At 60.1% G+C, this 11,957-nt stretch carries 8 protein-coding genes and 2 pseudogenes; 5 read left to right on the forward strand and 5 right to left on the reverse strand.

Translation table 11 applies throughout. The features are described 5' to 3' along the window. Positions 1-711: pseudogene (locus tag QOC89_RS05870) on the forward strand (mannitol dehydrogenase family protein); the annotation flags it as partial. An 18-nt stretch (positions 712-729) separates the two neighbouring features. On the opposite strand, the gene QOC89_RS05875 reads toward QOC89_RS05870, so the two are convergent. From QOC89_RS05875 to QOC89_RS05885, 3 genes are read right to left on the reverse strand one after another with little or no spacing between them, the layout of a single operon-like run. Beyond that, on the reverse strand, positions 730-2,529 hold the full coding sequence (locus tag QOC89_RS05875; RefSeq protein WP_323044169.1) for a diguanylate cyclase domain-containing protein: 1,800 nt from the start codon (positions 2,527-2,529) through the stop codon (positions 730-732). Next, positions 2,529-3,668, reverse strand: a complete 1,140-nt coding sequence (locus QOC89_RS05880; RefSeq protein WP_416340361.1) for an ABC transporter substrate-binding protein — start codon at positions 3,666-3,668, stop codon at positions 2,529-2,531. Before QOC89_RS05880 ends, QOC89_RS05875 begins: the two co-directional genes overlap by 1 nt. A gap of 10 nt (positions 3,669-3,678) precedes the next feature. Next, positions 3,679-3,882: a hypothetical protein gene (locus QOC89_RS05885; RefSeq protein ID WP_323044171.1), complete on the reverse strand. Its 204-nt coding sequence runs from the start codon at positions 3,880-3,882 to the stop codon at positions 3,679-3,681. A gap of 297 nt (positions 3,883-4,179) precedes the next feature. Between QOC89_RS05885 and QOC89_RS05890 the strand changes: the two genes are divergently transcribed. Both QOC89_RS05890 and QOC89_RS05895 read left to right on the forward strand, forming a co-directional pair. Beyond that, entirely contained in the window at positions 4,180-4,962 is a 783-nt protein-coding gene (locus QOC89_RS05890; protein WP_179740730.1) for an ABC transporter substrate-binding protein, read from the forward strand. Between the two features lie 302 nt (positions 4,963-5,264). Beyond that, on the forward strand, positions 5,265-6,380 hold the full coding sequence (locus QOC89_RS05895; RefSeq protein WP_323044172.1) for a succinylglutamate desuccinylase/aspartoacylase family protein: 1,116 nt from the start codon (positions 5,265-5,267) through the stop codon (positions 6,378-6,380). 235 nt (positions 6,381-6,615) lie between these two features. Here QOC89_RS05895 and QOC89_RS05900 read toward each other — a convergent pair. After that, positions 6,616-6,918, reverse strand: a pseudogene (locus tag QOC89_RS05900) (MetQ/NlpA family ABC transporter substrate-binding protein); the annotation flags it as partial. A gap of 245 nt (positions 6,919-7,163) precedes the next feature. Between QOC89_RS05900 and QOC89_RS05905 the strand changes: the two are divergent. Continuing rightward, positions 7,164-8,330, forward strand: a complete 1,167-nt coding sequence (locus QOC89_RS05905) for a porin (RefSeq protein ID WP_323044173.1) — start codon at positions 7,164-7,166, stop codon at positions 8,328-8,330. A gap of 343 nt (positions 8,331-8,673) precedes the next feature. On the opposite strand, the gene QOC89_RS05910 is transcribed toward QOC89_RS05905, so the two are convergent. Beyond that, positions 8,674-10,173: an ATP-binding protein gene (locus tag QOC89_RS05910; RefSeq protein WP_323044174.1), complete on the reverse strand. Its 1,500-nt coding sequence runs from the start codon at positions 10,171-10,173 to the stop codon at positions 8,674-8,676. 663 nt (positions 10,174-10,836) lie between these two features. Here QOC89_RS05910 and QOC89_RS05915 point away from each other — a divergent pair. Then, a complete protein-coding gene (locus QOC89_RS05915) occupies positions 10,837-11,565 on the forward strand; it encodes a hypothetical protein (protein WP_323044175.1) in 729 nt (242 codons plus the stop codon). The last annotated feature ends 392 nt before the right edge of the window (positions 11,566-11,957 follow it).

The following is an 11,957-nucleotide window of genomic DNA, read 5'->3' on the forward strand; positions in this document are numbered from 1 at the left end:
TGCGAGCCGTTTCGGCAATGGGTCATTGAAGATCGTTTTCCCGGGGGACGTCCCGCGTGGGACGCGGTTGGCGCGCAACTCGTCGACGACGTCACGCCGTTCGAACTGGCCAAACTGCGCATGCTGAACGGCACGCATTCGACGCTCGCGTATCTCTCGATGCTCGGCGGCTTCGACACCATCGACGCGGCGATCTCCCACCCCGCCATGCGCAATCTCATTCACACGATGATGACGCAGGAAATCGCGCCGACACTGAGCATGCCCGCATCGTTCGATCTGCTCGCCTATCGGGACGCATTGCTGGAGCGTTACGCGAATCCGGCGCTGAAACATCGCTGCGCGCAGATTGCGATGGACGGCAGCCAGAAGATTCCGCCGCGTCTGCTCGCCACGATCTCGGCGAGGCTCGAGGTGGGCCAGTCGTTCACACGGCTCGCGCTGGCGGTAGCGGCGTGGATGATGTTCTTGCGCGGCCATGCGGATAACGGCACGCGTTACGAAATCAGCGATCCGCTGGCCGGCAGGTTGAAGGCGCTCGCGGCGGCGTCGGATGGTGAAACGCAGGCGCTGTTGGACGCGTTACTGTCGGTGCGGGAAGTTTTCCCGGCGGATCTGGCCGCGCTGCCGGCGTTCAGAAAGGTGCTTCATCAAGCGTTGCAGTTGCTTCAGGCAAAGGGTGCGCGGGGAGCCATCGACGCGTCGCAATGAATCCGCGCGTTGGGGAAGTCACGCAGTCGGCTCCGCCTCGCGGCCTTGGGTTGCCCCTTCGCCCGCCTGCGACTGTTTCAGCTCCCGCGCCTCGATCACATCCCGGTAGCGCAGATACGCACACCGCCCGCCGGATTTGGCCGCATACATCGCAGCGTCGGCGTGGAACAGCAGCTCCTCCGCCGTCGCGCTGTCGTCCGGAAACTGACTGATGCCAATGCTCGCGCCCACCGTCATGCTTTGTCCGTCGATCCGCAGTTCGTCATTCAATGTGCCCATGATCCGCGCGGCAATCCCCGGTGCGGCTTCCGCGGAACGCGGTCCCTCGATCAACACAATGAACTCGTCACCGCCGAGGCGCGCAGCGAGATCCGCCGTGCAAAGCACGCGCTTGAGCCGCTGCGCCACGATGGCCAGCACCTTGTCGCCTATCGAATGACCGAACTGGTCGTTGATCTGCTTGAAGCGGTCGAGGTCGACGAACAGGACGGCGAGCCGCTCCTTGCGCCGCGCCGCTTCCTCGATCGCCGTCTCGAGTTTCTGCATGAACAACATGCGGTTCGGCAGGCCGGTCAGCCCGTCGTGGGTGGCGAGATGCACGAGCTCGCGCTGCTTGTTATGCAGCACGTCCATTTGTGACTTGATTTCCCGGCGCAGACGATCGAAGCAGCGCGCCAGCACGCCGATCTCGTCGGTACGTTTGAGCGGCAGCGTGTCCATCGCGTGCTCGGCGAACAGATGCGTGGCCGCGTGCGCGAGACTGTGCAAAGGCTTGGTCAGCGCACGGGCGAACAGCACCGCCAGGAACAGCGCCAACACGCTGAAAACCATCACCATGCGAATGATGCTGTCACCCAGCAGGTGGGCACCGGACAATACATCATCGAGTGGCTTGGCGAGGCCGAGCACGATAAAGCGGTTGCCCTCGGACGCGCCGAACGGTCTGCGTACGAAAGCGAGCACCTGCCCGGCGGCCTGCCGCGGGTGCGCAAGACCGTTCACCAGTTCTTCGCTTTGCGATTGATCAAAGAGCGGCTTGGTGACAGAGAAGCTGTCCTGCATCAGGAAGCGCCGCCCCCGGTCGAAGCCGAATGTTTTCGAGGCATCCGGATGGACCAGAAAGTCACCCCATTCGTTGGCCAGATAGACCTGATAATCGCTTGGCAGATCGCTCTGCAAACGTTTGAACAAGCTGGCCAGATCGATATCGATAACGATCACGCCCACCACCGCGCCATTCGCGTTCGCCACCGGCGTGCCGAGCCGTAGCGTGGGTTTGCCCTCGGCCGCATGCGCACCGTACTCGTGATTGACCAGGATCGGTGAGGAATAAATTCGGCCAGGCGAGAACGCCAGCGTGTCGAACACATATGCGAACTGGCCTTTTTCCTGCAAATTCTTTCCTTCGACCCGCACAAGGCCGTCCGCGTCGCGGTCGAAACGAATCAGCTCGAGTCCGTGATGCTGACGGGTAATCAAACGGATTTGCAGGTACTCGGGGTGATGAACCATGAAGCTGGCATACACCTGCGCCAGCCGTTCGCGCGATGCATTCACGCCGGAGCCGTCGTCGGTCTGCGCGACGTGCGCCGAAGACGGCAAGCTCGCGAGCACGAGTGCGTCCGCGGCGACATCGTCGATTGCCACGGAAAAACGTTGGCCCAGCAATTCAGTTGACGTCAGCAGGCTGCGTTCGGCTTCGTTCACGAGCATCGTGCGGTTCGCACGATACGCGTAATAGCCGGTCGCGCCGGACGCGAGCACGCCGATGCACGCAAGCAGGATCGATAACTTGATGGTCAGGCCGGGACGCATCATCAGAAGCGCTCCGAGCGATCGCCGGAGACGATTCTGCGCCACAGGTCTTCGCGCCGCTGAATGTCTTCCACCGGTCCGATCCAGACGATGTGCGCGTTGTCGCGGCTTTCGGCCGGCGCCGTCAACGTGTTGGCGAGCCCCTGGCGTTGCGTCAACAACGCACTGACGTCCGGCTCGAGCATGTAATTGATCCACGCAAGCGCGAGCGGGCGATCTGTTGCCGAGCGCGTCATCGACCAGCAATCCAGCCACGCGAGCGCGCCTTCATCGGGAATCACATAGCCCACGTCCGCGCCGGCGCGGCGCAGCGATTCGACCTGCTGGGTGCCATAGTTACCGAACATCAACGCCACTTTATGCTGGATGAAAAACGCGGTCGCTTCTTCCGGCAACGTGTAATAGGTCAACAGGTTGCGGCGCAATTCGACGAGCTTTTGAGCGATCACGTGCATCTGCGCGGCATCCAGCTGGAACGGATGGGGGTAGCCCAGCGCCAGTGCGGCGAATGAAAAATTATGTTGGGCGCTGTTGAAGTCGAGCACTTTGCCGCGGTAGCGCGGGTTCCACAACTCCCGCATCGAGCGCGGCGCAACGGCGATCTGCTTACGGTCATAGATCAGCCCCATCGACGAATACGTGAATGGAATGGCGTACACCTTGCCTGCCGAGGTCAACCCTTCAATCGACGACACTGCCCGAAAACGTGGCATCTGCCTTTTTGTATTCGGCAGACTGGCGGGATCGAGCGGCGCCAGCAGATTCGCGCGGGCATAGCGCTGGATTTCGGCGGTATTGGCGGCGAGCACATCGAATGGCGGCGTACCCTTGGCGTGCATCTGCGCCCACAGGGCCTCGTCGGAATCGACCAGCGTGACTTCGACCTTCGCGTTATAGCGTGCTTCGAAAGTCTTCACGACGTCGGCGTCCGCATAGCCAGGCCATGCCAGTACACGCAGGATTCTTTCGGCGGCCGCAACCGGCACGGACGATAAAAGGCTACAGCAGAAAACGGCGCTGATCAGTAACGTCAAAAAGCCGCCACGGCGTGGCGAATTTCCGCGAACCGCAGCGGTTGCGACGCGGCGCCCGAACGGCGAATTGAAACCGCACATTTCATCTGCTGTAAAAATCACGTGCATATAACACCACTTAGCAGAAGGCTGCTACGACAAGCGCAGACAGGCGCACGGCGCTTACCCGCGAGCGCAGTACTCGATGACTTTGTTCAGACAGATATTGCTTGCCTGCGCGGCTTGCACGCAGCATATGGATGATAGCGCCGCGCAGGGCATTTTTGGTTGGGCCTGCCGGGGTCGACAGGAACAGGCTGCTGGCATGCACCGACGCGCTCATGTCGCGCTGACCTTTATAACGGTCGGTTTCGCAGGATCTTTAATTAAATGGCTCGAGGAAACACTCGAAAACCCGCACTCCGCGGACTGCGACCACATTTGAGCCTCAAAAGCTATTCCCTTACGCCATCCGGTGTTTCACTAACTACCCGATCTTTTTGAACTGATAAGCTTGGCGCGCGCTGCTGGCCGCCCCGGCCCGCAGCTTCAACCCAAGCCCGGTCGTAAGTCGCGTCGGGCGTCCCGCGGCGGTACAACCGCATACGGGAGTATTTGAACTACACCGAGGAGTTAAACAGTGAAAAAACTGCTAGCGGCTTTGACGGTTGCTCTGCTTGCCACCGTCTCGATTGGCGCACACGCTAAAGATTGGTCGACCATCCGTTTCGGCGTTGACGCCAGCTACCCCCCGTTTGAGTCGAAGGGTTCGGACGGCAAGCTCGTTGGCTTCGACATCGACCTCGGCAATGAAATCTGCGCGCGCCTGAAGGCCAAGTGCGTGTGGGTCGAAAACGACTTCGACGGCATGATTCCGGCCCTCAAGGCGAAGAAGTTCGACGGCGTGCTTTCGTCGATGTCCATGACGCCGCAACGCGCCGAGCAGATCGCCTTCTCGTCGAAGCTGTTCAATACTCCGACGCGCCTCGTCGCGAAGAAGGGTTCGGGCATCCTGCCGACGGCCGACTCGCTCAAGGGCAAGACGGTTGGCGTGGAACAGGGGACGATCCAGGAAACCTACGCAAAGACGTACTGGGAACCGAAGGGCGCAAAGGTCGTGCCGTATCAGAACCAGGACCAGGTCTACGCCGACTTGCTGTCGGGCCGTCTGGACGCAGCGCTGCAGGACGCCGTGCAAGCTGAAATCGGCTTCCTGAAGACGCCGCGCGGCGCGGGCTTCGACTTCGTCGGCAAGGATCTGAACGATCCGAAGATCCTCGGCGAAGGCGCGGGTATCGGCATGCGCAAGGAAGACACCGATCTGAAGGCGAAGGTCGACAAGGCGATCGCCGACATCATCAAGGACGGTACGTACAAGAAGATCGAGAAGAAGTACTTCGACTTCAACGTGTACGGCAGCTAAGCATCGGCCACGCGCGTCTGACGGCGCGCTTGCCGGTTTGCCGAAACGGGCCCCGCTCCATGCGGGGCCCGTTTCATTTGCGGGACCGCCTGAGCATTCCGCTCCTCGGTCACAATCGCGCGGATCTGGCCCGCCCGCATGCCGCACGACACCGCATAGACCCCGCATCGCGTCATATCGGCTAAGATCGTGCGATAGCGGCGCCGCGATCCGGGCCGCCAATAACCGGCCATGAAACACCCTTTCCCCCTGTAATCAACGACATAGCGCGGCATCTCCGGTTGCCCGCGGATTTGAAAACCATGCAAACCCAAACCCATCCGCTGATTGCCCCGACGCTCGGCACCGCCCGTAATCTGACGAGTTTTCACTACGGTCCCGGCGGCGGGCAGAAGATTTACATCCAGTCGTCACTGCATGCCGACGAGTTGCCTGGCATGCTGGTCTCGTGGGCGTTGCGCCGCAAACTCGCCGCGCTGGAAGCCGCCGGCAAGATGCGCGGCGAAGTCGTGGTCGTGCCGGTGGCCAACCCGATCGGCTTGAATCAGCATTTTCTCGGCCATCTGACGGGCCGCTTCGAGACCAACAGCGCGCAGAACTTCAACCGCAATTTCTACGAACTCGCGGCGCTGATTCAGCCTCGAATCGAGTCGCGTCTAACCGACAACATCGACGCCAATCGCAGCGCGATCCGCGCGGCGATGCGCGAGGCGCTCGATGAGCAAAAGCCGGCAAACGAACTCGAATCGCAACGTCTGGCGCTGCAAAAGCTCTCGTACGACGCCGATGTCGTACTCGACCTGCACTGCGACTGGGAAGCCGCGCTGCACCTCTACACCAACCCTGACCTGTGGCCGGAAGTCGAACCGCTGGCCTGCTATCTGGACGCCAAGGCGTCGCTGCTGGCGCTGAATTCGGTGGGCAATCCGTTCGACGAAATCCACAGCTTCTGCTGGTCGGACCTGCGCGGGCGTTACGGCGACCGCTTCCCGATTCCGAACGGCTCGATCTCGGTCACGGTCGAACTGCGCGGTCAACGCGAAGTCTCGTACGAGTACGCCGAGCGGGACGCTCAGGCGATCATCGAATACCTGACCTCGCGCGGTGTGATCGACGGTACGCCGGCGCCGCTGCCCGCGCTCGAATTCGCGGCCACGCCTCTGGCCGGCGCCGAACCGATTGTCGCGCCGATCAGCGGTGTACTGGTGTATCGCTGCGAAGTGGGTACCTGGGTCGATGTCGGCCATGAGATCGCCGACATCGTCGATCCGTTGACCGATCAGGTCGTGACGCTGAAGAGCACCGTCGCCGGCGTGCTGTATGCGCGGCATTTGACGCGCTTCGCGACGGCGGGATTGGAATTCGCGCGCATTGCCGGTCCGACGGCGTTCAGAAGCGGGTCGTTGTTGAGCAATTAAAGACCTCCGGCGAACACCGGAGGCCGCGCTTGCGCGTGTTGGCCTGCGCGCATTGACCTGCGTGTATTGACCTGCGTGTATTGACCTACCCAAGCAATGCCAGCCGCAAAGCAGATCGCCCGCTATTTCAGCGGGCGATCCGCGTTTACGCCTCTGGGGCGAATGAACGGATCCGCTCAAAGGCGGCTGAAAAGCCGCTTATAAAACCGTCCAGAAAACCGCTTATAAAACCCGCTCAGAAAGCCGGAATGATCGCGCCTTTGAACTGCGTATCGATGTACTTGCGCACTTCGTCCGATTCATACGCCGCAACCAGTTTCTTGACCCACGGCTTGTCGCGATCCTGCGCGCGCACGGCGATCAGATTCGCGTACGGACCCTTGAGGTCTTCGATCGCGATCGCGTCTTTCGTCGGCTGCAGGCCGGCCTTCACCGCGTAGTCCGTGTTGATCGACGGCGCGTCGAGGTCGTCGAGCGCACGCGGCAATTGCGCGGCGTCGAGTTCCACCAGCTTGATCTTCTTCGGATTGTCGGCGACGCGATGGGCCCGAAACCAATCGTTTTTCACACGCTTATACGCACGATCTGGAAAAAGCTTATGAGCGGCGTGACATGAATGTTTCAGTCAGCGACGCAATGTGAGTGTCGCGCCCGCGCGACAGATTTCAAGAATACCGGGGCTGTCACATACCTTACTCTGCATTCCCTTAAATTTCGGGCCATCGCACGACCCTGCCGCAGAGCACCGCGTCGCGATCGCTAATTTATTTATCGGAGAAAGTCTTGAACAAGAAAGTATTGACCGCCGCTACTCTCGCCGTCTTCGCCAGCGCCGCCCACGCGCAAAGCAGCGTCACGCTGTATGGCCTGATCGATGCCGGTATCAGCTACGTGAACAATTCGAAGACCGCTACCGGCGGTCATGACAACCTCGTCAAGTACGACGACGGGGTGGCCCAAGGCAGCCGTTGGGGTCTGCGCGGCACCGAAGACCTCGGTGGCGGCCTGAAGGCGCTGTTCGTGTTGGAAAACGGCTTTAACAGCGGCAACGGCACGCTGGGCCAGGGCGGCGCGCTGTTCGGCCGTCAAGCGTTTGTCGGTGTGTCGAAGGACACGGCCGGTGCGTTGACGTTCGGTCGCCAGTATTCGTTTTCGACCGATTATCTGGGCGGTAGCTACTCGACCGGCGGCCAGACCGTCGCGGGTAACTACGCTTACCACATCAACGACCTCGACCAGTTGACGTCGAGCCGTATCAACAACTCGGTCAAGTTCAGCAGCGCGAATTTCGCGGGCCTGACCTTCGGCGCGATGTACGGCTTCTCGAACCAGGCTGGCGCATTCGCCGGCGCACCGGCGACCGGCACGACCGCGGCACCGGTGGCAGGTTCGTCGCGTGCTTACAGCTTCGGCGCGAACTACGCGAACGGCCCGTTCGGCGTGGGCGCGGCGTACACGGACATCCGTTACCCGAGCCAGGCAAGCCCGGCGTTCTCGACCAGCATCGCCAACCAGTCGACGGGCAATATCCGCGATCTGCGCACGTTCGGTGTGGGCGGCCGCTATTCGATCGGCGCCGCTACCCTGTGGGCGTTGTACACGAACACGCGCTTCGAACCGATCACGGGCGGTTCGACCACGTTCACGGCATACGAAGCGGGCGCGAAGTACGCGTTCACGCCGGCACTGACGGCAAGCGCGGGCTACACGTACATGCATCTGAGCGACGCCAACACGGGCCACTTCAACCAGGCCGACCTGAGCGTCGACTACGCACTGAGCAAGCGGACGGACGTCTACGCACTGGGCATCTACCAGATCGCGTCGGGCCGCAACGGCACGCAGGATCTGCAAGCGCAGATCGGTTCGAGCACGAGCTACTTCAACACGTCGGGCACGGGTGCGGACAACCAGCTGGCATTCCGCGTCGGTATCCGTCACAAGTTCTAAGCGAGTCTTCTCCTGGCCGGGCGAGGCGCGCGAGCGCGTTGCCGTGCCAAGGTAAAGAAAAACGCCCTGTGGGGCGTTTTTCTTTTGGGGGGTCGGTTCTTCGGATATTTGCGTTGATGTAAAGGCGTTCTGCGCCACCCCGCTATCTTCACGCCCCGATGCCGTCCAACGCTCAGGGTGCCGCACTCGGCTGGATCGCCGCGGCAATGTCGCGGCTGACCTTGCCGAGCGCCCGGCTCCAGGCCGCCACCAGCGTCTTCATGGTGACGCAATGGCAAAGCGACGCGCTTCATAGCGCAGTGGTCGGCGACGAGCCCCCGCAGAGCGGAAACGATCAGGTCTTTTACCGCGAACCATCCTGGCGCATCACGTTGCCAACGGGCAATGTGACGTGGAAAGTCGCGCCCCGATCAATGTTATTTTCGGCCCAGAGCCTGCCTCGATGCATCTCGACAATGGACCGGCTAATCGAGAGGCCCAAGCCGAGTCCCTGGGGTTTTGAAGTGAAAAATGGCTTGAATATCTTGCCCAGTCTCTCAGGGGCCAGCCCATGGCCCCGATCGATTACCGCGAGACCCACCATGCCGTTCTGCTCTGGCTTGAGCTTCACGTCTACGACACGGTCTGCCGGCTGCACGCCTTCCATGGCATCGAATGCGTTAAGCAGAAGATTCAGGACGACCTGCTGTAACTGAACCTTGTCGCCTTGCACCGGAGGCAGGCCCTGATCGAGATCGAACCTCACACGCAATCCCCGGGAGATCGCGTCGCTATGCATCAGAACGACCGCATCGCGGATCACTTCCGCAAGGTCGAGCGGCATGACTTCAAGGTCGCCGTTCTTCACGACAGCGCGAATTCGCCGAATGACTTCGCTCGCGCGGTAGTCGTCCTGAACGATGTCATTGAGAATATCGCGCACCTCGGCAAGGTCAATCGGATCGGACATCATGAATCGTTGCGCGGCCTGCACGTTGCTGAGGATGGCAGTCAGCGGCTGATTCAGTTCGTGAGCGAGCGACGATGCCAGTTGGCCTATCGTGGACACACGCGTCAGATGCGCCAGATCCCGACGGTTGCGGTGTAGTTCGTATCGATCCATCCGATCGACGATAAAGGCAAGTGTCAAGCCGGAGTCGAAAGGAAAGGCAGCGGTTCCGATCTCGACATACGTGCTGGTGCCGTCTTTTCGCTTTGCGGATAATTCGCGAACAACTGGTTTTTCATGAACGCCCGAAAATATGGAGCCTTGATTTTCGGTGCCGCTATCGCGACCGAAGTCCGGCAGCAGACGTTCTAAAGATTCTCCTATTAACTCATCCGGACCGTATCCGAAGTATTTCGCGGTTTGCGTGTTGACCATCACAATCACGCCCTGTTGGTCGACGATCAGAATTGCAATGGGCAAAGACTCTAAAGCCTTTTGAAAATAGGCAGCCTCGATTGGATTGACAACATCGCTAGCATGAAATGCCTCGGCTGTGGGCGGCCGCCAACCACCGTCGAGTGAAACCCGATGTGTCCGCGCGGACATCTTCGTGCGACCCGGTGCCGTGAAAAGGCGCCTTGCGTGCGTGGCGAGTCGATCGTCTTTCAGCCCTTCGGTGTTCTTCGCAACGCGCTGCGTCTGCGGGTGTGCGGCCTCCGATGCACTCGCTCTGCATGATGAATCGGCGCAGGCGCCGTATCCAGCCTTCGCGGCAACCGGTGCGCGTAATCCATCAACATCAGCCAGCTTGAAGTTCGCCACCGGTTTCCACGCCCGCCGATGGTGCATCGATAGAAGCAGCAAACGCAATATAACAACGCCTTCGACAACAATGACCGACATGGCGATGCTCATGATCTTGCTTCCTATCAAAAAGCGGCGCCGAAAGGCGGCATGACAAAAAACTGTCACGCTCTTGAACGAAAGGCGAGGTATGCAATGCAAGAGATGTCATAGCCGCGTGACGCACGCGGCGATTTTTCTATTCACATACATGCATACTTGAATCGAACGCGATCCGCTAGGTAGCATGATGGATGCACGCTACCTAGTGACGAAGGTATCGGTAATACAACAACGACTTCTTCGAAAGGCAAATTTATCGTAGTACGAAGTGGGGTGATTGTAAATGTGATGATTGGTATTTGTTTTAAACCGGTCTGCACGTCTCCCCAACGCCGCCGCCCTGCAATTACCGCGCGCAAACCTCGATGCGATTGCAGGTATCCGCTATCTTGCCCCGAAAGCCGAGATCTCATCCACTCCGCAGTCCTCCATGCGACAGGTTCCGTCGAGGCCCGTGGTTCGCACGTGACTCGGCAAGTCTATTCGGCGCGCCATTTAAATCCATTGGACTAAAGTCCAATGGCTCGCCGACGGCATTGCTACTAGCATGCATCTCGTGGAGGGTCGTCGCTTCGCCAGGCGGTGGAGTCACCGAGCGCAGTGCCGCAAGGGCCACGAATGGAACAACTCATAAGCCATCCAGTCGCCTTTCTCATTGTGTCGTTTGCCGCGATGACGTTTGCGGGCTGGGTAGGCTTTGCCGTCCTGCGCCGCAAAAATCCTCTCGATGAGCACCTTCGCGACGACTTCGGCGTGGTGCAGTCCGCCACCCTGACGCTGCTCGCGCTAGTGATCGGCTTCAGCCTCTCGATGGCGGTGAGCCGCTATGACCAGCGCAAGAACTGCGAAGAGGAAGAGGCGAATGCGATTGGCACGGAGTATCTTCGCGCGGACCTCTTGCCCGTCGCAGACGCGGCAATAGTGCGCAGGCTCTTGCCGAAATATCTGGAGCAGCGCATTCGCTTTTATCAGGAACGCGATCCGCAGCAACAAGCCCTGATCGACGCGGCGACGACGAAGCTGGAAAACGATCTATGGGCAGGCGTCAGGACGTCTGCGGCGGCCCAACCGAACCCGGTCACGGCGCTCGCCGTGGCTGGGATGAACGACGTGATCAATACCCAAGGCTACACTCAAGCGGCCTGGTGGAATCGCATTCCCGAGGCTGCATGGTCTTTGATGATCCTGCTCGGCGTGTTCTGTAATCTGCTGGTCGGCTACGGTTCTCGCAGTCCCACTCTCAAGATGCGATTTCTTTTCATCCTGCCGGCAACGATTTCGGTCTCGTTCATGTTGATCGCCGATATCGATAGTCCGCGCAATGGCACGATCCGGGTGGTGCCGAAAAATCTGATGAGCGTCGCCCGATCGATGGAGACTCAGGCGCAGGGTAATCCATAGCGGCCGGGAACGGTCTCTCGCACATGTTCAGGGCCACCATCCTCCTATCTGTAGACAAGCTTGCCTGGTCCCACAATGGTCCGAGCCAGGCGCCTTCAGCAGGCACGGATTTGCAGCCATTGCACCGCAAAATCCCTGGCTTTGCGTTTGAAGTCCGTCGGTTTCCTAAAGTCGCGGGATTTTTTTCCAAATCCTTGGATTTTTACGTCCTTCTGACTACTCTCAAAGCACTATGGAATGGGGACGAGACTCAAACCTCTATCCTGTTTATCTACGTTCCCGAATCCGGCGCGGGTTGGGTATTGGGTCGCGCACAGCCTACAGACCTTGGCGTAATATTCAAAACTCGGGTATCAAAGGCACTGCCGCCTGCGTGCACGGCATACGTGTAG

Source organism: Paraburkholderia sp. (genome assembly GCF_034668105.1).
Lineage (GTDB): Bacteria > Pseudomonadota > Gammaproteobacteria > Burkholderiales > Burkholderiaceae > Paraburkholderia.

What these genes read in the sequence shown, in the direction of transcription:
- QOC89_RS05875 (WP_323044169.1), bottom strand. Translation starts at nt 2,529, where the DNA reads ATGATGCGTCCCGGCCTGACCATCAAGTTATCGATCCTGCTTGCGTGC.
- QOC89_RS05880 (WP_416340361.1), bottom strand. Translation starts at nt 3,668, where the DNA reads ATGCACGTGATTTTTACAGCAGATGAAATGTGCGGTTTCAATTCGCCG.
- QOC89_RS05885 (WP_323044171.1), bottom strand. Translation starts at nt 3,882, where the DNA reads ATGAGCGCGTCGGTGCATGCCAGCAGCCTGTTCCTGTCGACCCCGGCA.
- QOC89_RS05895 (WP_323044172.1), top strand. Translation starts at nt 5,265, where the DNA reads ATGCAAACCCAAACCCATCCGCTGATTGCCCCGACGCTCGGCACCGCC.
- QOC89_RS05910 (WP_323044174.1), bottom strand. Translation starts at nt 10,173, where the DNA reads ATGAGCATCGCCATGTCGGTCATTGTTGTCGAAGGCGTTGTTATATTG.
- QOC89_RS05915 (WP_323044175.1), top strand. Translation starts at nt 10,837, where the DNA reads ATGACGTTTGCGGGCTGGGTAGGCTTTGCCGTCCTGCGCCGCAAAAAT.